The sequence below is a fragment of the Ralstonia psammae genome, from assembly GCF_958405935.1.
GTDB lineage: Bacteria > Pseudomonadota > Gammaproteobacteria > Burkholderiales > Burkholderiaceae > Ralstonia > Ralstonia psammae.
Genome location: NZ_CATZBU010000014.1, coordinates 115,183 through 134,720, shown reverse-complemented (window position 1 = coordinate 134,720; position 19,538 = coordinate 115,183). Strand labels below are relative to the sequence as shown.

At 63.9% G+C, this 19,538-nt stretch carries 19 protein-coding genes; 14 read left to right on the top strand and 5 right to left on the bottom strand.

Annotation, left to right across the window (positions count from 1 at the left end):
- Positions 1-6 precede the first annotated feature (6 nt).
- The 3 genes from rplQ (at position 7) to dsbD (ending at position 2,753) form a co-directional block, all read left to right on the top strand.
- A complete protein-coding gene (gene rplQ / locus R2N16_RS21800) occupies positions 7-405 on the top strand; it encodes a 50S ribosomal protein L17 (protein ID WP_004634511.1) in 399 nt (132 codons plus the stop codon).
- Positions 406-563: 158 nt separating this feature from the next.
- Positions 564-902 (top strand): divalent-cation tolerance protein CutA, encoded by a 339-nt coding sequence (cutA, locus tag R2N16_RS21795; protein ID WP_316668533.1) that lies wholly within the window; start codon positions 564-566, stop codon positions 900-902.
- Positions 903-920: 18 nt separating this feature from the next.
- Positions 921-2,753: a protein-disulfide reductase DsbD gene (dsbD, locus tag R2N16_RS21790; RefSeq protein ID WP_316668531.1), complete on the top strand. Its 1,833-nt coding sequence runs from the start codon at positions 921-923 to the stop codon at positions 2,751-2,753.
- Here dsbD and hemB read toward each other — a convergent pair whose 3' ends face one another.
- Both hemB and yihA read right to left on the bottom strand, forming a co-directional pair.
- Positions 2,754-3,749, bottom strand: a complete 996-nt coding sequence (gene hemB / locus R2N16_RS21785) for a porphobilinogen synthase (RefSeq protein ID WP_316668529.1) — start codon at positions 3,747-3,749, stop codon at positions 2,754-2,756.
- A gap of 150 nt (positions 3,750-3,899) precedes the next feature.
- A complete protein-coding gene (gene yihA, locus R2N16_RS21780) occupies positions 3,900-4,601 on the bottom strand; it encodes a ribosome biogenesis GTP-binding protein YihA/YsxC (protein WP_316668527.1) in 702 nt (233 codons plus the stop codon).
- 256 nt (positions 4,602-4,857) lie between these two features.
- Here yihA and R2N16_RS21775 point away from each other — a divergent pair, with 256 nt between their 5' ends.
- From R2N16_RS21775 to msrQ, 8 genes are all read left to right on the top strand, one after another.
- Positions 4,858-5,517 (top strand): c-type cytochrome, encoded by a 660-nt coding sequence (locus R2N16_RS21775; RefSeq protein WP_316668525.1) that lies wholly within the window; start codon positions 4,858-4,860, stop codon positions 5,515-5,517.
- A 112-nt stretch (positions 5,518-5,629) separates the two neighbouring features.
- On the top strand, positions 5,630-7,825 hold the full coding sequence (locus R2N16_RS21770) for a cytochrome c biogenesis protein ResB (protein WP_316668522.1): 2,196 nt from the start codon (positions 5,630-5,632) through the stop codon (positions 7,823-7,825).
- A 7-nt stretch (positions 7,826-7,832) separates the two neighbouring features.
- A complete protein-coding gene (ccsB, locus tag R2N16_RS21765; RefSeq protein ID WP_316668520.1) occupies positions 7,833-9,020 on the top strand; it encodes a c-type cytochrome biogenesis protein CcsB in 1,188 nt (395 codons plus the stop codon).
- Positions 9,021-9,128: 108 nt separating this feature from the next.
- Entirely contained in the window at positions 9,129-9,557 is a 429-nt protein-coding gene (locus R2N16_RS21760) for a COG4315 family predicted lipoprotein (RefSeq protein WP_316668518.1), read from the top strand.
- 25 nt (positions 9,558-9,582) lie between these two features.
- Positions 9,583-10,155, top strand: coding sequence for an RNA polymerase sigma factor (locus R2N16_RS21755; protein WP_316668516.1), 573 nt, complete (start codon positions 9,583-9,585; stop codon positions 10,153-10,155).
- Positions 10,156-10,163: 8 nt separating this feature from the next.
- Positions 10,164-11,024 carry an anti-sigma factor family protein gene (locus R2N16_RS21750; RefSeq protein WP_316668513.1) on the top strand — a complete coding sequence of 287 codons (861 nt, stop codon included), beginning with the start codon at positions 10,164-10,166 and terminating at the stop codon, positions 11,022-11,024.
- A gap of 94 nt (positions 11,025-11,118) precedes the next feature.
- A complete protein-coding gene (gene msrP, locus R2N16_RS21745) occupies positions 11,119-12,114 on the top strand; it encodes a protein-methionine-sulfoxide reductase catalytic subunit MsrP (RefSeq protein WP_316668511.1) in 996 nt (331 codons plus the stop codon).
- Positions 12,115-12,121: 7 nt separating this feature from the next.
- On the top strand, positions 12,122-12,778 hold the full coding sequence (gene msrQ, locus R2N16_RS21740) for a protein-methionine-sulfoxide reductase heme-binding subunit MsrQ (RefSeq protein ID WP_316668509.1): 657 nt from the start codon (positions 12,122-12,124) through the stop codon (positions 12,776-12,778).
- A gap of 63 nt (positions 12,779-12,841) precedes the next feature.
- Here the strand turns inward: msrQ and lysA are convergent, their stop codons facing one another.
- Positions 12,842-14,101: a diaminopimelate decarboxylase gene (lysA, locus tag R2N16_RS21735; RefSeq protein WP_316668508.1), complete on the bottom strand. Its 1,260-nt coding sequence runs from the start codon at positions 14,099-14,101 to the stop codon at positions 12,842-12,844.
- A 70-nt stretch (positions 14,102-14,171) separates the two neighbouring features.
- Complete coding sequence (lptM, locus tag R2N16_RS21730; protein WP_004634541.1) at positions 14,172-14,405, bottom strand: LPS translocon maturation chaperone LptM; 234 nt, start codon at positions 14,403-14,405, stop codon at positions 14,172-14,174.
- Between the two features lie 138 nt (positions 14,406-14,543).
- Here lptM and cyaY point away from each other — a divergent pair, with 138 nt between their 5' ends.
- Positions 14,544-14,888 (top strand): iron donor protein CyaY, encoded by a 345-nt coding sequence (gene cyaY, locus R2N16_RS21725; RefSeq protein ID WP_316668506.1) that lies wholly within the window; start codon positions 14,544-14,546, stop codon positions 14,886-14,888.
- Positions 14,889-14,957: 69 nt separating this feature from the next.
- Here cyaY and R2N16_RS21720 read toward each other — a convergent pair whose 3' ends face one another.
- A complete protein-coding gene (locus R2N16_RS21720; RefSeq protein ID WP_316668504.1) occupies positions 14,958-17,372 on the bottom strand; it encodes a penicillin-binding protein 1A in 2,415 nt (804 codons plus the stop codon).
- A 452-nt stretch (positions 17,373-17,824) separates the two neighbouring features.
- Here R2N16_RS21720 and pilM point away from each other — a divergent pair, with 452 nt between their 5' ends.
- Both pilM and R2N16_RS21710 read left to right on the top strand, forming a co-directional pair.
- Positions 17,825-18,895 carry a pilus assembly protein PilM gene (gene pilM, locus R2N16_RS21715; protein WP_316668502.1) on the top strand — a complete coding sequence of 357 codons (1,071 nt, stop codon included), beginning with the start codon at positions 17,825-17,827 and terminating at the stop codon, positions 18,893-18,895.
- A 10-nt stretch (positions 18,896-18,905) separates the two neighbouring features.
- Positions 18,906-19,538 (top strand): PilN domain-containing protein, encoded by a 633-nt coding sequence (locus tag R2N16_RS21710; protein ID WP_316668499.1) that lies wholly within the window; start codon positions 18,906-18,908, stop codon positions 19,536-19,538.

Sequence of the window (19,538 nt, the reverse complement as noted above, 5' to 3'; positions counted from 1 at the left end):
ATCATCATGCGTCACCGTCATGGTTTGCGGAAACTGAATCGCACCTCGTCGCACCGTCTCGCGATGCTGCGCAACATGTCCAACTCGCTGCTGCAGCACGAGCTGATCAAGACCACCGTGCCGAAGGCCAAAGAACTGCGCAAGGTTGTCGAGCCGCTGATCACGCTGGCCAAGAAGGACACCGTTGCAAACCGCCGTCTGGCATTCGCTCGCCTGCGCGACCGCGACATGGTCACCAAGCTGTTCAACGAACTGGGCCCGCGTTTCGCGACCCGTCCGGGCGGCTACACCCGTATCCTGAAGTTCGGCTTCCGCCAGGGCGACAACGCGCCGATGGCACTGGTTGAGCTGCTCGACCGTCCGGAAGTTGCCGAGGCTGTGGAAGTCGACGGCGCTGCCGAGTAAGGTCAGCCCAGGTTTGCCGGTGCGACACGGCGTCGCGCTGGGCAAGCCCAAGAATGCGTGCTGCCGCGCGCATTACAATGAAGCCAGGATTTGCATCCTGGCTTTTTTGTTGCCCGCTTCCGGCGTTCTGGCCGTCAGCGTGCATCCGTGGAGTGTCTATGTTTGCCGGAACCGAAGTGCTGCTGGTGCTGACCAATCTACCCGACGCCGACAGTGCGGATCGCGTAACAAAGGCTGTGCTGGAATCCCGCCTAGCCGCGTGCGTCAATCGCTTGCCGGCTTGCTCGTCGACGTACTGGTGGAATGGCGCGATCGAGCACGCTGCCGAGATTCCGTTGCTGATCAAGACCACGCACGCAACGTATCCTGCACTGGAAGTCGCGCTACGCAAGGCGCATCCGTATGAGGTTCCCGAGATCATCGCCGTGCCGGTGGCTGTGGGCTTGCCAGCGTATCTTGCGTGGGTGGCCGATGAAACGCGCCAGCCTTCCAATTGATGTTCGATTGCCGTTGATATGACCCTCCCTTCGTTTGTGTCTGTGCGACGTGTGATGCAGTGGGTGATGCTGCTCGTCGCAGTGGTGACGCTGCACATGCCTGCGCATGCTGCTGACGATTTCCTGCCGCCCGAGCAGGCGTTCCGCTTCTCCGCCACGCAGGTCGATGGCCAGACTGTCGAAGTCAAGTTCGCGATTGCCGAGGGCTACTACATGTACCGCGAGCGCTTCGCGGTGGCGGCGGACCCGGCAACCGTCACGCTGATGCTGTCTGACATGCCGGCAGGCAAGGTCAAGTTTGACGAGACGTTCGACAAGGACGTCGAGACCTATCGGCATGAAGTCGCGTTTCGCGTGAAGTCGCAGAACGCGACGGCCCCATTCACGTTGATCGTCACGTCCCAGGGATGCGCCGACCAAGGCTTGTGCTATCCGCCGATGAAGAGTCGGTTCCACGCAGAGCCTGCCGCAGCCTCGCCGGGCGCGTCTTCTGCAGGCGGCGGCGACGCCAATTCTGGCGATGCACTCGGCCGCATTGCCAGCACGCTGGGCAGCGGCAACCTTGGAGCGATCGCGGCGTTGTTCTTCGGACTTGGGCTGTTGCTGACCTTCACGCCGTGCGTGCTACCGATGCTGCCGATCCTGTCGGCGATCGTTGTCGGCGAGCACGCGACGCGTTCGCGCGCAGCCATGGTGTCGGTTGCTTACGTGCTCGGTATGGCCGTCGTCTATACAGCCGTGGGTGTGGCAGCCGGCTTGGCCGGGCAGGGCCTGCAAGCCGCGCTGCAAAACGCGCGGGTGCTGGGCGCGTTTGCTGTACTGATGGTGGTGCTGTCGCTGTCGATGTTTGGACTGTATGAGCTGCAGTTGCCGGCGGCTTGGCACGACCACCTGACAAAAGCCTCCAGCAAGCACAGTGGTGGCCAGATTGTGGGCGCGGTCGTGATGGGTGCGCTCTCGGCGTTGATCGTGTCGCCGTGTGTAACGCCCGCGTTGGCGGGCGCACTGGCCTACATCGCACAGACCGGCAACGCCGCGATCGGCGGTATGGCGTTGTTTGCGATGTCGATCGGCATGGGCGTGCCGCTCGTGCTCGTGGGAGTCGGGGCGGGCAACCTGCTGCCGCGCGCTGGCCATTGGCTCATCGTCACCAAGGCGGTGTTCGGTTTCATCCTGCTGGCTGTGGCGCTGTGGATCGTGCAGCCGGTGTTGCCCGTGTGGGCTGTGATGGTCGCGTGGGGTGGGTTGCTGATCGGTGCGGCCGTGTTTCTGCGGACCTTCGATTCGTTGCCGGACGGCGCCGGCAACGTGCAGCGCTTGGGCAAGGTTGCAGGCGTGGTGCTGGCGCTGGCGGGGGCGGCGCAACTGGTTGGTGTCGCCGCCGGCGGCCGCGATCCGCTACAACCGCTCGCCGGATTGATTCGCGCATCGGCGGGCACATCTGCGCAAGCTGAAACCCAGGGCGTGACATTCAAGCGCGTGAAGAGCATCGCCGAACTCGATGCCGAAGTGCGCAACGCGAGCGCGTCGGGGCGTGCGGTGATGCTCGATTTCTATGCCGACTGGTGTGTCAGCTGCAAGGAGATGGAGCGCCTGACCTTTACCGACGCGCGGGTGCGCAAGGCGCTTGCCGATGTAGCGCTGCTGCAGGCCGACGTGACGGCCAACAATGCGGATGATCAAGCGCTGCTCAAGCGCTTCGGCCTGTTCGGCCCGCCCGGCACGATTTTCTTCGATGCGCAGGGTCGCGAACTGAAGGCTCGTGTGGTCGGCTTTGAGCGCGCCGACACGTTCCTGGAAAGCCTGCGCCGTGCGATCGGCACGACGCAGCCAGTCAAGCCGACGGCCTGATTACGCGCGCAGCAGGCGAGCGGCGTCCAGTGCGAAGTACGTCAGGATGCCGTTCGCGCCGGCGCGCTTGAACGCCAATAGCGACTCCAGCACGACCCTGTCGTGATCCAGCCAGCCGTTCTGCGCGGCGGCTTTCAGCATCGCGTATTCACCACTGACCTGATAGACGTAGGTCGGGAAGCGGAATTCATCCTTCACGCGTCGCACGATGTCGAGATACGGCATGCCGGGCTTGACCATCACCATGTCGGCGCCTTCAGCAATGTCGAGCGCCACCTCGCGTAGGGCTTCATCCGAGTTGGCCGGGTCCATCTGGTAAGTCATCTTGTTGCTCTTGCCCAGATTGGCCGCCGAGCCCACTGCATCACGGAACGGGCCGTAGAACGCCGAAGCGTACTTCGCCGCGTAGGCCATGATGCGCGTGTAGATGTGATCGTCGTTCTCCAGCGCCAGGCGGATCGCGCCGATGCGGCCGTCCATCATGTCCGACGGCGCGACAATGTCCACGCCTGCCTCGGCTTGCACCAGCGCCTGGCGCATCAGGATATCCACCGTCTCTTCGTTGAGCACGTAGCCGTTGGCGTCGAGCACGCCGTCCTGACCGTGGCTCGTGTACGGATCGAGCGCCACATCGGTCAGGATGCCCAGTTCAGGGAAGCGCGCCTTGAGCGCCTTCACCGCACGCGGGATCAGGCCATCCGCATTGGTGGCCTCGATGCCATCGGGCGTTTTGAGCGACGGCTCGATAACCGGGAACAGCGCCAGCACCGGAATGCCAAGCTGCATACACTGCTCGGCCACGCTCAGCAGCACGTCGATCGACACGCGCTCGACACCCGGCATGGACGGCACGGCTTGGCGCACATTGGTGCCTTCGAGGATGAAGACGGGGTAGATCAGGTCGTCGGGAGTGAGGCGCGATTCGCGCATCATGCGGCGGGAGAAATCGTCGCGGCGCATGCGGCGCGGACGATGGTCGGGGAAGCTCGCGATCATTTCAGCAGACCCTAAGAACACACTGTGAAGTTTCGAAACCTTTGTCGCGATTATCCATCCTATGCACGGACAATGCGCCAGCGACGCTGATGCAGCGTCCCCCGCGGCTCCTCCCTGACGCGGGTTCCCATCGATGGCTCGATGGGGTCGTTACCCCCGTTGCGCGTTTGGCGACGGGGTTTTTTTTGCCTGCTCGGCTTGCGGCTCCGCTTCCAGTGCTTCTGGCAGGCACAGCCAGCCTGCGACAATTCGCTGCGCCTCTTCGATGCCGCGACGCTTCAGGCTGGAGAACAACTGCACCGTGAGCGACACATCACCGTCGATCTGCGCACGGTAATCGGCCAGCACCTTGCGGGCTGCCATGAGCGCGCGGGAGGCATCGTTGTTGGTCAGCTTGTCCGCCTTCGTGAGCAGCACGTGGATCGGCTTGCCCGTCGGCAGGAACCACTCGACCATCTGGCAATCCAGATCGGTAAACGGACGGCGCGCATCCATCATGATGACGAGGCCGGCGAGCTGCTGGCGCGCCTTGACGTAGTCGCCTAGCAGGTGAACCCAGTGCGATTTGGTCTCGCCGGGTGCTTCGGCATAGCCGTAACCGGGCAGGTCGACCAGGAAGCCGAGCGGGTCTTCCGCCTTGGCGGGCATCACCGAGAAATAGTTGATGTGCTGCGTGCGGCCAGGCGTCTTACTGGAGAAGGCCAGCCGCTTCTGATTGCACAGGATGTTGATCGCGGTGGACTTGCCTGCGTTGGAGCGGCCTGCAAACGCGACTTCCGGCACGGCGGTCGCCGGTAAATCGCGCAGATGATTGACGGTGATGAAGAAACGGGCTTGATGCAGGAGCGACATGCGCGGCAGTACCTGTAAACTGCAGTTCAGAACTGCGTGGTTGCTGCGCCGCGAGGTCGCATTGCAGAGGTGTTATTGTACAATACGCCGGTTTACGGACGTCCCCACCAGATCCGTCGCAGGACCGCCCCGAGGCCCGGGCCGGTCCGTTTTCATGCGCAGATCTGGCACGAGGAGAAGGGGATGCCCGGCGCCGCAGGGTCCCGCATTGGGCGGCGCACGCAGCATTCGAAAACAATCTAAACAAGGTGTGCGAATGAACCGCATCGCGAACGTTTTTGCTGTCGCAGCGCTGTCCCTGGCATCGGTCTTCTCCATGGCCCATGCCGAAGAGCAAAAAGTCGCCAAGGCCGACGCCGCGCGCGGCGAAACGATCTTCAACACCGGTGTGCCCGCCAATGGGGTGCCCGCGTGTACCAGTTGTCACGGCGCCGGCGGCAACAGCGCCATGAACGTCAACCCGAAGCTGGCCGGCCAGCACGCCGAATACATCGAAAAGCAGCTCAAGGATTTCAAGGCCAAGACCGATCGCAATCAGCCAGTCATGTCGCTGTACGCCGGCGCGCTGTCGGATCAGGACATGAAGGACATTGGCGCTTACCTGGGCAAGCAAGCGGCCTGGAAGCCGGGTTCGGCCAAGAGCAAGGACACCATCGAACTGGGCCAGAAGCTGTATCGCGGTGGCGACGCCAAGCGCGGTATCGCAGCGTGCGCAGGCTGTCACGGTCCGACCGGTGCCGGCATCCCGGCGCAATATCCGCGTATCGCTGGTCAGTTCTCTGAATACACCGAAGCGCAACTGGTTGCGTTCCAGAACGGCACTCGCAAGAACAGCGTACAGATGCACGATCTGGCCGGTCGCATGACGTCCCAGCAGATCAAGGCGGTGGCCGACTACATTGCTGGCCTGCGCTAATCTGCCGCACCCGGCCGTCATGTGACGGTCGCACAATCAATAAGAAAAACAGGGTGGCAATGCGCCTGGCATCGCCACCCTTTTTTCGTTTCTGAACAGGTTGTCCCCACGCATGTCTTCGGTCTCCACTTCCGGCGTCCACATCCGCTCCCGCCGCCGCGCACTGCGCGAAACGGTCGAGCTGCTGTCGTCGATGCGCTTTGCGATCAGCCTGTTGACGGTGATTGCGATCGCCAGCGTGATCGGCACGGTGCTCAAGCAGAACGATCCGTATCCGAACTACGTCAACCAGTTCGGGCCGTTCTGGGCCGATGTATTTCGCTCGCTGACGCTGCCCACCGTCTACAGCGCGTGGTGGTTTCTGCTGATCCTGGCGTTCCTGGTGGTGTCGACCTCGCTGTGCATCGTGCGCAATGCCCCCAAGATGCTGGCCGACATGCGCGCCTGGCGCGAGAACGTGCGCGAAGGCAGCCTGCGCGCGTTCCATCATCGGGACGAATTTGACTCACCGGTCGACGCCGCGACCGTGACCGCGCGCCTGGCCGCGCTCGCGCAGAACCGCGGTTTCCGCATCAAGGCGTTCGCGCGCGATGGTGGTGCGACGCTCATCACGGCAAAGGCGGGGGCGGGCAACAAGATCGGCTACATCCTGGCGCACACGGCCATCGTCGTGATCTGCATCGGCGGATTGCTGGACGGCGACATGATGATCCGCGCACAGATGTGGTTTGGCGGCAAGTCGCCCATCAAGGGCAATGCGGTCATCAGCGACATCGGCTCGGAGCACCGGCTGTCGACATCGAACCCGGGCTTTCGCGGTAACGCCTTCGTGCCGGAAGGTTCGACCGTCAGCACGGCGATCCTGAACATCGCGGATGGCGCGCTGATCCAGGACCTGCCGTTCATGATCACGCTCAAGAAGTTCACCGTTGAGCATTACTCGACCGGCATGCCCAAGCTGTTCGCCAGCGACATCGTCGTGACCGACCGCCGCACCGGCAAGCAGACCCCTGCGCGCGTGGAGGTGAACAAGCCGTTCGTGTATGACGGCGTGGCGATCTACCAGTCGAGCTTTGAAGATGGCGGCTCGAAACTCAAACTGACCGGTTTCCCGATGCACGGCGACAACGCCAAGACGTTCGACATGTCGGGCGTCGTGGGCGAAAGCTCGAAGCTCACCGGCAAGGGCGGCGACTACACGGTCGAGTTCTCCGACTTCCGCCTGATGAATGTCGAAACGGTGACGGACGCCTCGGGCAAGCAGGACGCCCGCGGCGTTGGCAAGAAGGGCGGCACTGAAAGTGGTCTGCGCGCGGAGCTAGGCAACGTCACCAAGATGACGCGCGACCGCGATCTGCGCAACGTTGGCCCCTCCGTGCAGTACAAGCTGCGCGACGCCAACGGCCAGGCGCACGAGTTTAGCAACTACATGCTGCCGGTCACGCTGGACGGGCAATCGGTGTTCCTGGCCGGCATGCGCTCGCAGCCGGACGAGCCGTTCCGCTATCTGCGCATTCCCGCCGACGCGCAAGGCACTGTTCGCGACTGGATGCGCCTGCGCGCCGCGCTGCAGAATCCTGCGATGCGCGGCGAAGCGGCACGCCGGTTTGCGCTGCTCTCCATGCCCGGCGAGCAGCGTGCGGAACTGCGCAATCAGTTGACGGAAAGCGCCCGTCGCGCGCTCGACCTCTTTGCCGGCGCTGCCGATGTGAAGGACGGCACCGCCGGTGCACAAGGCGGCTTTGCCGCGGTTGCCACGTTCCTGCAGAAATCGGTGCCCGAAGGCGAGCGCGAGAAGGCCGCCGATGTGCTGATGAAGATCATCAACAGCTCCATGTGGGAGCTGTGGCAACTGGCCCGCGCGCAGGATGGCCAGCCGGCCCCCACAGTGGATGCCGCCAGCAGCCAGTGGTTACAGAGCGCCATCAACGCGCTGTCGGACAACGTCTTCTACGGCGCACCGGTGTATTTGCAGCTGACGGACTTCCAGCAGGTGCAGGCCAGTGTGTTCCAGCTCACACGTGCGCCGGGCAAAAACATCGTGTATCTTGGGTCGCTGCTGCTGGTGCTGGGCGTATTTTCCATGTTCTACGTGCGAGAGCGCCGCTGGTGGCTGTGGATCCGACCGCAATCCGGTCAGACCAACGAAGGCGCCTCCGGCACCCATGTGCTGACCGCCATGTCGACCATGCGTCGCACGCTCGACTTCGACCGTGAGTTCGAGCGCCTCAAGCACGATATCCGCGCCGTGGCAGGCGCCCCCGATGCCGCCAATGCAGCGAACGTCGACCCCAAACCAACGAAGTGAGCAGGTGATGGAAGCGAGCAATCCCCAAACGACCGTGGCGAGCGCTGATCTGGGTGCGCTGCAGCGTCCGTCGTATTTCCGCCGCCTCGGCTGGTTTGACTGGCTGTTTGCTGCAATGCTGGCGGCCGGCGCGGGTTACGCCTTCTCGCGCTACGGCGCCTACATGGATGGCTATGAGCGCGGCATTCTCGTCGCTGCCGTGCCCGCCTTCGCATGGCTGGGCTGGACGTGGAAGCCGGTGCGCATGCTGATGGTCGGCATCGCCGTGTTGTCGCTGTTCGGTATCTCGCAGTACGCCGGCGCCAATGGCCCGGATCTCGCCCGCGCCGAGCACGCCTTCTTCCTCAAGTATTTCCTTGCCAGCCAGTCGGCCATCTTGTGGATGAGCGCGCTGATCTTCCTCTCCACGCTGTTTTTCTGGACGGGCCTGTTGCTGCGCTGGGAAGCGGGTGGATCGATCGGCAGCAAGCTGTGCTGGGCAGCCGTGGTGCTCGGTCTGACCGGCATGCTGGTGCGGTGGTACGAGTCGTACCTGGTGGGCGCAGACATCGGCCACATCCCCATCTCGAATCTGTACGAGGTGTTCATCCTTTTCACGCTGATCACCTCGCTGTTCTATCTGTATTACGAGCAGCGTTACAAGACGCGCGCGCTGGGGCCCTTCGTGATGCTGGTGGTGTCGGCGGCGGTGGGCTTTCTGCTGTGGTACACGGTGTCGCGCGGCGCGCAGGAGATCCAGCCGCTGGTGCCGGCACTGCAGAGCTGGTGGATGAAGATCCACGTACCGGCCAATTTCATCGGCTACGGCACGTTCGCGCTGTCGGCCATGGTGGGCGCGGCTTATCTGCTGAAGGAGCGCGGCGTGCTGGCCGATCGCCTTCCGTCGCTCGAAGTGCTGGATGACGTGATGTACAAGGCCATCACCGTCGGCTTTGCGTTCTTCACCATCGCCACGATTCTCGGCGCGCTGTGGGCGGCTGACGCCTGGGGCGGCTACTGGAGCTGGGATCCGAAGGAAACCTGGGCGCTGATCGTTTGGCTGAACTACGCCGCGTGGCTACACATGCGGCTGATGAAGGGTCTGCGCGGACGCATGGCGGCTTGGTGGGCACTGATTGGCCTGTTGGTGACGACGTTTGCCTTCCTGGGGGTGAACATGTTCCTCTCGGGCCTGCACAGTTACGGGGAACTGTAAGTCGTCAGTCACAAAAAAACCTCAGCGGACTGGAATAAAGACGCGCCTAGCGTGTTTACTGCTCTGTGAGGGCGCGATCGGCGCGCCCCTCCACCCAAGGAGAACAAGATGAGCCAGTCCGCAGCTTCCCAGAAATGGTTCAATCCGCGTAAGGCGTTGGCCGGCGCCGCGTTGCTCGCCGCGCTTGGTTTGGCCGGCTGCAGCGGCATGGGCATGGGGGCGTCGTCCACGCCGTCGGCCGTCAAGGTGACCAACGGCACGCTCACGGATCAGCACGGCATGACGCTTTACACGTTCGACCGTGACGCCTCGGCCGGCAAGAGCGCCTGCAACGGCAAGTGCGCCGACAACTGGCCGCCGTTGGCTGCCAATGACGCCGACAAGCCGTCCGGCGACTACACCATCATCACGCGCGAGGACGGCAAGAAGCAGTGGGCCTATCGCGGTAAGCCGCTTTACCTCTGGACCAAGGACAAGATGCCGGGCGACCAGACCGGCGACGGCTTCATGAACGCCTGGCACGTCGCCAAGCCGTAAGCACGCTGCCCTCGCTCGCGCCCATATGTCCGATCTGGCCAGCCGGCTGATTGCGCTCGCGCCACGCCTGCGCCGACACGCGCGCGGCCTGGTGCGAGACGCAAGCCGTGCAGACGACCTCGTCCAGGACACGCTGGAGCGCGCCTGGCGTTACCGCTGGCGCTTCCAGTTGCGCCCCAGGCTGGGCCCGATCGGCCAGATCGGAGCCAAGGGCGAGAGCGACGGGTTGTTTGCCTGGCTGCTCACCATCATGCATCGGCTGCACCTGAACGCCGTGCGCCGGCCCGATCGGATCGAGCTGAGCGACGCACCCCCCGAGATCCCTGTCGACGACGACCCTGGCTTGCGCCGCGATCTGCTTCGCGCGCTGGCGACGCTGCCAGAAGACCAGCGCGCCGTATTGCTGCTCGTCGGCCTGGAGCAGCTCGCCTATAAGGAAGCCGCCGACGTGCTGGGCGTGCCGGTGGGCACGGTAATGTCGCGGTTGTCGCGGGCGCGGGAGCGTATGCGTGTGGCGCTTGAAGGGGCGCCCGTCGCATCGGGTGCATTTGCGGCAACTGGCGACGGCAGCAGCACAGCGCTGCACCGCGTGAAGTGAGGCTCGCCATGTCCTCCGATTCCATTCATATCGACGAACTCCATGCGTATGCCGACGGCCGCTTGCCCGCGGCGCGCCGTGCTGCCGTGGAAGCCTATCTTGCCGCGCACCCGGGCGCGGCGGCCGAGGTCGCGGGCTGGCGCAGGACGGACGCGCAATTGCACCGCGCGCTCGATCCGCTGCTCAACGAACCGGTGCCGCAGCGCCGCATTCCGGCGGCGATCCTGGCGGCAGCGCATCGCCCGGCAGCCACCGGTTTTGGCGCGATGCGTGGCTGGAGCGTCGCGGCGCTGGGCGTCGCGTGCCTGGCCATTGGCTCGGGGGCCGGTTGGCTTGGCCGAGGTGCCGTCGAGCGCACCATGCCCATGCAACGATTCGCCAACGATGCACTCGTATCGCACGTCGTCTTCTCTCCCGAGTCGAAACACATGGTGGAGGTGCCGGCCGATGAAGAGGCGCATCTCGTCACATGGTTGTCGCGGCGGCTCGACGCGCAGTTGCGTGTTCCCGACCTGACGTCGCTCGGCTACCGGCTGATCGGCGGGCGCCAGACGGTGGTGGCCGATGCGCCCACGGCCATGCTGATGTACGAGGGGCCGGGGGGCACGCGTATCTCGGTGCAATTGCGTCGCATGCCCAACAACCGCGATACCGGCTTCCGGCTGGAGACACTGGCCCCCGACAACCGCGTGCTGCAGGCGATTCATCCTGCGGTCGATCACCCGCCGCCGATGGCGTTCTATTGGGCTGATCATGGTCTGGGGTTTGCGGTCGCCGGCCCGCTGGTGCGGACGCAGTTGCTGGAGGTGGCCCAGGTGGTCTATCGGCAGTACAGCGAATTCACCGGGCCGGTGCCCCGCAAGGAATAGCGCCACTTTTTTTTGCCGCGCGATGTCAGGTTGGCAGCGCGGGCACGACCAACGCACATGGGACAGCGTTCCCGCACAACGAGGACCACGAATCATGTTGATCAAGACTGACCGCTGGCTGCGTGGCGACGACATCCCCGCCAGCGAGATCACACCGCAGCACATCTTCGAGCAGCGCCGTCGCTTTCTGGCGGCTGCCGCCATGGGCGCCGCCGGCGCAACGCTGGCACCGTGGGCGTCGCGCGAGGCTTTCGCCGCCAACCCGGCGCTGGCCAAGTTGGCCGGCAAGCCGAATCCTGCGTACACGACCGTGGAGAAAGCCACCCCGTACGACCAGGTCACCACGTACAACAACTTCTACGAGTTCGGCACCGACAAGGCCGACCCGGCGCGTTATGCCAGCACGCTGCGCCCGCACCCGTGGCAAGTCAGCGTGGAAGGTTTGGTGAAGACCCCCAAGACCTACGACCTGGACGACCTGATGAAGCTCGCGCCGATGGAAGAGCGCGTCTACCGCCTGCGTTGTGTCGAGGGCTGGTCGATGGTCATTCCATGGGTTGGCTTTCCGCTGGCCGAGTTGATCAAGCGGGTGGAGCCCCAGGGCGGCGCCAAGTACATCCAGTTCATTTCGCTGGCCGACAAGCGGCAGATGCCCGGCATCAGCAGCCCCGTGCTGGAGTGGCCGTATAGCGAAGGTCTGCGCTTGGACGAGGCGATGCACCCCTTGGCGTTGCTCACCTTCGGGCTCTACGGCCAAGTGCTGCCGAACCAGAACGGTGCGCCCGTGCGGGTGATCGTGCCGTGGAAGTACGGCTTCAAGAGCGCCAAGTCCATTGTTAAGATCCGCTTTGTCGATAAGCAGCCGCCGACGAGCTGGAACATTGCTGCGGCCAACGAATACGGCTTCTATTCCAACGTGAATCCGACCGTGGACCACCCGCGCTGGAGCCAGGCAACCGAACGCCGCATCGGCGAGGACAAAGGCGGCTTTGGCGGCCTGTTCGCGCCCAAGCGCAAGACGCTGATGTTCAACGGCTACGAGCAGGTCGCGCCGCTTTACGCCGGCATGGATCTGCGCAAGAACTTCTGAGGCTGACATGACATTGCTGCCGCCGATGTTGTCGCCCAAGCAGCTGCGTGCGGTGAAGGCGATCGTTTGGATCGTTGCGCTCGTGCCGTTCCTGCGCATCGTATTCCTGGGCGCGACGGACCAGTTCGGGCCCAATCCTCTGGAGTTCGTCACGCGGTCGACCGGCACATGGACGCTGGTGCTGCTGTGCTGCACGCTGGCCATCACGCCGCTGCGCCGGGTCACGGGCATGAACTGGCTGATCCGGCTTCGCCGCATGCTCGGGCTGTACACGTTCTTTTACGGCTCGATCCACTTCCTGATCTGGTTGCTGGTGGATCGCGGGCTCGACCCCGCGTCGATGCTCAAGGACATCGTCAAGCGGCCCTTCATCACGGTCGGTTTTGCGGCGTTCGTGCTGATGATTCCACTGGCCGCCACGTCGACCAACGCAATGGTGCGCCGCCTGGGTGGGAAGCGTTGGCAATGGCTGCACCGGCTTGTCTACGTGACTGGCGTGCTCGGCATCCTGCACTACTGGTGGCACAAGGCCGGCAAGCATGATTTTGCCGAGGTGTCGATCTACGCGGCAGTGATGGCGGTGCTGCTGGGGCTGCGGGTGTGGTGGGCATGGCGCTCGCCGCGCAGTGCGATGGCCGGAGCAGCGATGCCTGTGCGCGATTGATACTGACCGCATCCATGAAAAAAGCCGACGTTTGCGCGTCGGCTTTTTCTTTGCTGTACGGGCTTACCCCCGGAACAAATGCTCGCCGCGGATCAGGTCTTCAAAGCATTCGCGCTCGCGTGCCAGATGCACGTTATCGCCATCGACGATGACCTCGGCCGCGCGATTGCGCGTGTTGTAGTTCGAACTCATCGTGAACCCGTACGCGCCGGCCGACAGGATCGCGAGCACGTCGCCCGGCTGCACCGCCAGCGAACGGTCGCGGCCGAGCCAGTCGCCCGATTCGCACACCGGGCCCACCACGTCGTAGACGACCGGCGCGCTCTGGCCTTCGCGCACCGGCACGATGTGGTGATATGCCTCGTACATTGCCGGGCGGGCGAGATCATTCATGGCCGCATCGACGATGCAAAAGTTCTTGCTGGCGCCAGGCTTGAGATATTCGACGCGCGTGAGCAGCAAGCCGGCGTTACCCACCAGCGACCGACCCGGCTCGAACAGCACGGTGCGATCGCCAAAGCCGCGCTGCTCGACGCGGTCCAGCAGCGTGCGCGCAAAGGCGGTGATGTCCGGCGGCGTCTCGTCGGTGTAGGTGATGCCCAGGCCGCCGCCCACATCGATGTGCGACAGGCGAATGCCCTCGGCGTCCAATCGGGTCACCACGTCGAGCACCTTGTCCAGCGCATCCAGATACGGCGACACCTCGGTGATCTGCGAACCGATATGGCAGTCGATGCCGACCACGCGCAGGTTCGGCATCGCCGCGGCCGCGCGGTAGGTCGGCAGCACTTCCTCGAACGCTACGCCAAACTTATTGCCTTTCAGGCCCGTCGAGATGTACGGGTGCGTCTTGGCGTCCACGTCCGGGTTGATGCGCAGCGATACGGGCGCGAGCTTGCCCATCGAGGCGGCCACGTCGTTCAGACGGTGCAGCTCGGGAATCGACTCCACGTTGAAGCACGCCACGCCGACTTCCAGCGCGAAGCGCATTTCGTCCGCGCTTTTGCCCACGCCCGAGAACACCACCTTCGCGGCCGGCGCACCAGCGGCCAGCACGCGCTTGAGTTCGCCGGCGGAGACGATATCGAAGCCCGCGCCCAGCTGTGCGAACACCTGCAGCACGGCCAGGTTCGAGTTGGCTTTCACGGCGTACTGCACATGCGCGTTGCGGCCTTCGCACGCGGCGGCGTAGGCGCGATAGTTGGCGGTGAGCGCGGCGCGCGAGTACACGTAGGTGGGCGTGCCGAACTGCGCGGCAATCGCGTCGAGCGCGACGCCTTCGATCATCAGCGCGCCTTCCTGGCGAATCAGGGACTCGGACATGAGTGGGAACATTCTGGGCGTCGCCCCGGATGGGAGCGGGCGGCGCCGGTTGAGCAAAAAAGGGACGGGATCAGCGGTTCGCGGGTACCGCGCTGGCGGCATCCGCGGCAGCGGGTTTGGCGCCCGGCACCGGCGGCTGCGGCACGGCGTTCGGGCCCGCGATGCCAGGGTCGGTGGTTTGCGGCGCGGTTGGCGCCGGCGGCACCTTGGGCATGTACAGCGGCCCGCGAATCCCGCAGCCGGATAGGCCTGCGACCGTCAGGGTCAGGCCGACAGTGGCTACAATGGCGGCGGTTCGTATCATCGGATGATGGTGCAGAAAGGATGCCCCAAGGGTGTGGCCCTTGCGGCGATCGGAGTCATATGGGACGAGGCGCCTGCTGGTCAGGACGGTCCGGAAACGGCCGCCACGCAACGTCCGCGCAAGATTTTGGAGTGTAGCATGCCCCCCCTGAGCGAATCGGAGTTCCTGGCGCTTGCCGAAGCGGAACTCACCCGCATCGAAAGCATTGTCGAATCTGCTGCCGACGAGGCCGATGCCGACATCGAGGTCAACCGTACCGGTAACGTGCTGACGCTTGAATTCGACGATGGCTCCAAGATCATCATCAACAGCCAGGCGCCGATGCAGGAATTGTGGGTGGCGGCGCGTGCCGGTGGTTTCCACTTCCGCCGCGGTGACGACGGCCGCTGGGTCGACACGCGCAGCAAGGAAGAACTGTACGTCGCACTATCGCGCTATGTCAGCCAGCAAAGCGATGTGGATGTGACATTGGCTGCCAACTGAGCGCAACGTTCTCGTCGGATACCAAAATAAAAGCCGCCCCGGAGGGCGGCTTTTTCGTTGGCGCGAGGTTCAGTTGCCGCGGAACATGTCGAGAATCTTCTGCTTTTCCTGTTCCTGCGTCGGGGCCAGGTTGACGCCAGGCTGTTGCGATGGGTCGCCAGCCGGTGCGGATGCGCCCGGCATCGCATCGCCCAGGCCCACCGAGGCCACGCCCTGACCGTTGGCGTATTCCTCGTAGGCCCAGTCGCCGGCCATCTGCACGACGCCTTCGGGCGGCTGGCGCTCGGTCTGGGGCTCGCCCTTGAGCGCGTAGCCCATGTAGTTGATCCAGATCGGCAAGGCCAGGCCGCCACCGGTTTCGCGATCCCCCAGGCTGCGCGGGTTGTCGTAGCCCATCCAGGCCACGCCGACCAGCTTGGGCGTGTAGCCGCAGAACCAGGCGTCGAATGAGTCGTTGGTGGTACCGGTCTTGCCGGCCATGTCGTTGCGGCCCAGCTTGACCTTGGCCTGATAGCCCGTGCCGTTCGACACCACGCTGCGCAGCAGCGAATCCATGATGAAGTCGTTGCGCGGATCGATCACGCGCACGGCATCCTTGCCGGCGGTCATCGGATGGCTCTGCTGCACGACCGTGCCGCGCGCATCCACCACGCGATCGATGATGTACGGGTTCACGCGGTAGCCGCCGTTGGCAAACACCGAGTAGCCGCTCGCCATCTGCAGCATCGTCACCGAACCTGCGCCGAGTGCCATCGGCAAATAGGCCGGGTGCCGATCGGCGTCGAATCCGAAGCGCGTGATGTACTGCTGCGCGTACTGTGTACCAATCGCACGCAGGATGCGCACCGACACCAGGTTCTTCGACTTCTGCAGCGCGCGGCGCATCGTCATCGGGCCGTCGTAGCCGCCGCCGTAGTTCTTCGGCTCCCACACTTGGCCGCCGGTGTCCCCGGTCGGGATGGAGAGCGGCGCATCGTTGATGATCGTCGACGGCGAGAAACCCTTGTCCACCGCCGCCGAATAGATGAACGGCTTGAAGCTCGAACCCGGTTGGCGCCACGCCTGCGTGACGTGGTTGAACTTGCTGCGGTTGAAATCAAAGCCGCCGACCATGGAGTAGATCGCGCCCGTCTGCGGGTCCAGCGAGATGAAGCCCGAGGCCACTTCCGGCAGCTGTGTGATCGACCACTTCTGCGTCTTCGTGTCCTGAACCACGCGGATGACCGCGCCCGGGCGCAGCTTGATCTTCGGCTGCGCATTGTTCGACAGGGCCGCCTGTGCGAAGCGCAGGCCGTCCCCCGCCAGGTCGATCGTTTCGCCGGTCAGCATCGTTGCGCGCACCAGCTTGGGCGTCACGCTTACCACCACGGCCGATTGCAGATCGTCGCTGTTCGGATGTTCGAGCAGGGCATCGTCGATGGCCTGTTCGCGTTCGTCCGCGTCGGAGGGCAGATCGATGAACGCTTCGGGGCCGCGATAGCCGTGACGGCGCTCGTAGTCGAGAATGCCGCGGCGCACGGATTGATAGGCGACGTCCTGATCGGCTTTGCGCAGCGTGGTGTAGACGCTCAGGCCGCGCGTGTAGGTTTCTTCGCGGTACTGCGCATACATGAGCTGACGCACCATTTCGGCCACGTACTCGGCGTGCACATCGAACTCATGGCCTTCGCCGCGCACCGGCAGTTGCTCATTGATGGCCTGGGTGTACTGCTCCGGCGTGATGTAGTGCAGGTCGCGCATGCGCTGCAGGATGTACTCCTGACGCACCTTGGCGCGCTTGGGGTTCACCACCGGGTTGTACGCAGACGGCGCCTTGGGCAGGCCGGCCAGCATGGCCGCCTCGGCCAGGGTGATGTCCTTGATGTTCTTGCCGAAGTAGATCTGCTCGGCGCTGGCAAAGCCGTACGCGCGCTGCCCCAGGTAGATCTGGTTCATGTACAGCTCAAGGATCTGATCCTTTGTCAGGCTCGCCTCGATCTTGTACGAGAGCAGCATCTCGTAGATCTTGCGCGTGTACGTCTTCTCGCTCGACAGGAAGAAGTTGCGCGCCACCTGCATCGTGATGGTCGACGCGCCTTGCGACAGGCCGCCGTGCAGGTTCGCCAGCCCCGCACGCAGCACGCCGATGAAGTCGACGCCGCCGTGCTCGTAGAAACGGTCATCCTCGATCGCCAGCACCGCGCGCTTCATCACGTCGGGCATCTGCGTGATCGGCACGAAGCTGCGGCGCTCCTCGCCGAATTCGCCGATCAGGACGTTGTCGGCGGTGTACACGCGCAGCGGAATCTTCGGGCGGTAATCGGTGATGGCGTCGAGCGAGGGCAGGTTGGGCGCTGCGACGAGCAGGGCGTAGCCCAGCAGCAGCGCCCCGACGACCCCCATGGCAACGAACAGGCCGAGCATCCAGAGAAGCAGTCGCGCCCACAGCGGGCGGCGGGCTTTGGGCGGCTTGGGCGAAGCTGGGGTGGTTTGGGCAGTAGCCATTACAGGTGGGCACCGGGGGTGTCAGTCAGCGTGGCGGCGATTATATCGTCGCGGCTTCGAGGGTCTGGGCGCATTGGACGTAACAGCAGGTAACCACTGTCACGTCAGCGCACTGCGCCGCACTTGTGCGCCGCGTCATGCACCTTGCGCGGGCGGATTGTGCGCCTGTCGTATCTCGATTCAAGGTGGCTAAGAATCCGCCGTTAGAAGTAGACGGAGCGGAAATCAAGTCAGACGAAAGGGGTATCCCCCGACCGTGGGGTTTTGACAACGCTTTGCGAATGGCATGGCGCGAAATGCATCGCGGTCCGCCGGAGCGTTTGCCTGTTCTAAAGGATTTTGTGAGAATCCAGCAGCAAATCTAAGCAGGCTATGGCGCACGTTGGATTTGCGGCGGGCGCCAGGGTTCAAAAAACTATAAACGGTGGGGTGTCTCTGTGCGACGGGGTTTGTTGTCCGGCCTGCTGCGCCGCAATATCGTCGGGATAGATATCGGGTCTTCCAGCGTCAAGGTGGTGGAGTTGTCCGCCAACGGCAAGCAGGGGGATTTCCGTCTCGAAAAATGCGCCAGCGAGCTGATTGAACGCAGTGCCGTTGCTGACGGCAATCTGGTGAATATCGACGCGGTCGGCAATGCGCTCAAGCGCGCCATCGCCAAGGCCGGCATTCGCAGTAAGGAAGCCGTGCTTGCCATTCCTGCAAGCCTGACGGAATCGCAAACCGTCAGCCTGCCCGACAACCTGACCGAAGACGAGCTCTTCGTACAGGTCGAGAGCGAAGCCAACCGGCTGTTCCCGCCCTCGCAGAACGTCAATTTCGACTATGTCGTGATCGGTCCGTCCGAAACCGAAGGCGGGATCGGCGTGCGCGTGACGGCAACGGTTTCCGAACGTGTGACCGAGCGCGTGACCGCCGCCGAGATGGCGGGTCTGAAAGCGATCGTCATGGACGTGGAAGAGAATGCTATCCAGCGCGCCATGACGCACATGCTGGCCGTCAAGCCGGACGCCACCGAAACCGAGGCCCGCGACATGCCCGTGGTGGCGATGTTCCACCTGGGCAGTGCGCGCTCCCACGCACTCTTCTACCAAGGCTGGAAGGAACTGTACGAGCAGCCGATGTCCGGCTCGGGCGACCAGCTCACGCAAAGCATCTCGCGCCTGTTCTCCCTCGACCTGCTCAAGGCCGAGGTGAAAAAGCGCAAAAACACGCTGCCCGACGAATACCGCAGCCAGTTGCTCAAGCCTTCGCTCGAGACGCTGGCCATGGAAGTCGGTCAGGCGATCCAGAATTTCCTGTCGACCTCGAGCGTCGGTCGCGTGGACGAGATCGTGCTTTCGGGCGGTCACGCTTCATTGCTGGGCGTGCAGACCGCCATCCAGCAGCAGACGCAGATCAATACGACGCTGGCCAATCCGTTCGCCAACATGGGCGCGGCCAAGAACGTCAACGCGCGCTATCTGCAGCGCGATCTGCCGGCCTACATCGTCAGCGCGGGCCTTGCCCTGCGCGGGCTGCAATAAGGAGCTGACGATGGCCAATGAAAGCGCGAATGCCGTGAATGCGCTCCCGAACGTTAATCTGCTGCCTTATCACGCAGAGCGACGTGCCGGTAAGCGCAAGAAAGTCTTCATGAGCCTGGGCGGCGCGGCCCTTGCGGGCGCTGTGGTGGTGTTCCTGGGCGGCATGGTGATCGATCACCAGACCGAAGAGGCGCAACGCATCAACGACATCCTCACGCAGAAGAACGCGGAGATGGACAAGCAGATCGCCGAGGTCAACACCCTCAAGAAGGACATCGACGACCTGCTGCAACGTCAGCAAGCGGTGGAAAGCCTGCAGAACCAGCGCAACCGCCCGGTGCAGTTGCTCGAAGAACTGGTGCGCCAGGTACCGGACGGCATCTATCTCACCTCGCTGAAGCAGGATGGCGAGCGTTACACCGTATCGGGTGTCGCGCAGTCCAACGAACGCGTGTCGGACCTGCTGCGCAATCTGGGTGCGGTGCCCTGGCTTGATCACGCCGAGCTGGGCGAATCGGTGGCCACCACCATGACGAACAACCTGAAGGAACAGCGTCGCCTGTTCAACTTCACGATCCGCTTCCAATGGAAGGCCGAGCCGGCAACGCCGGCCAAGCCGGGTGCGGCCACGGCGGGGAAATAA

What these genes read in the sequence shown, in the direction of transcription:
- rplQ (WP_004634511.1), top strand. Translation starts at nt 7, where the DNA reads ATGCGTCACCGTCATGGTTTGCGGAAACTGAATCGCACCTCGTCGCAC.
- cutA (WP_316668533.1), top strand. Translation starts at nt 564, where the DNA reads ATGTTTGCCGGAACCGAAGTGCTGCTGGTGCTGACCAATCTACCCGAC.
- dsbD (WP_316668531.1), top strand. Translation starts at nt 921, where the DNA reads ATGACCCTCCCTTCGTTTGTGTCTGTGCGACGTGTGATGCAGTGGGTG.
- hemB (WP_316668529.1), bottom strand. Translation starts at nt 3,749, where the DNA reads ATGATCGCGAGCTTCCCCGACCATCGTCCGCGCCGCATGCGCCGCGAC.
- yihA (WP_316668527.1), bottom strand. Translation starts at nt 4,601, where the DNA reads ATGTCGCTCCTGCATCAAGCCCGTTTCTTCATCACCGTCAATCATCTG.
- R2N16_RS21775 (WP_316668525.1), top strand. Translation starts at nt 4,858, where the DNA reads ATGAACCGCATCGCGAACGTTTTTGCTGTCGCAGCGCTGTCCCTGGCA.
- R2N16_RS21770 (WP_316668522.1), top strand. Translation starts at nt 5,630, where the DNA reads ATGTCTTCGGTCTCCACTTCCGGCGTCCACATCCGCTCCCGCCGCCGC.
- ccsB (WP_316668520.1), top strand. Translation starts at nt 7,833, where the DNA reads ATGGAAGCGAGCAATCCCCAAACGACCGTGGCGAGCGCTGATCTGGGT.
- R2N16_RS21760 (WP_316668518.1), top strand. Translation starts at nt 9,129, where the DNA reads ATGAGCCAGTCCGCAGCTTCCCAGAAATGGTTCAATCCGCGTAAGGCG.
- R2N16_RS21755 (WP_316668516.1), top strand. Translation starts at nt 9,583, where the DNA reads ATGTCCGATCTGGCCAGCCGGCTGATTGCGCTCGCGCCACGCCTGCGC.
- R2N16_RS21750 (WP_316668513.1), top strand. Translation starts at nt 10,164, where the DNA reads ATGTCCTCCGATTCCATTCATATCGACGAACTCCATGCGTATGCCGAC.
- msrP (WP_316668511.1), top strand. Translation starts at nt 11,119, where the DNA reads ATGTTGATCAAGACTGACCGCTGGCTGCGTGGCGACGACATCCCCGCC.
- msrQ (WP_316668509.1), top strand. Translation starts at nt 12,122, where the DNA reads ATGACATTGCTGCCGCCGATGTTGTCGCCCAAGCAGCTGCGTGCGGTG.
- lysA (WP_316668508.1), bottom strand. Translation starts at nt 14,101, where the DNA reads ATGTCCGAGTCCCTGATTCGCCAGGAAGGCGCGCTGATGATCGAAGGC.
- lptM (WP_004634541.1), bottom strand. Translation starts at nt 14,405, where the DNA reads ATGATACGAACCGCCGCCATTGTAGCCACTGTCGGCCTGACCCTGACG.
- cyaY (WP_316668506.1), top strand. Translation starts at nt 14,544, where the DNA reads ATGCCCCCCCTGAGCGAATCGGAGTTCCTGGCGCTTGCCGAAGCGGAA.
- R2N16_RS21720 (WP_316668504.1), bottom strand. Translation starts at nt 17,372, where the DNA reads ATGGCTACTGCCCAAACCACCCCAGCTTCGCCCAAGCCGCCCAAAGCC.
- R2N16_RS21710 (WP_316668499.1), top strand. Translation starts at nt 18,906, where the DNA reads ATGGCCAATGAAAGCGCGAATGCCGTGAATGCGCTCCCGAACGTTAAT.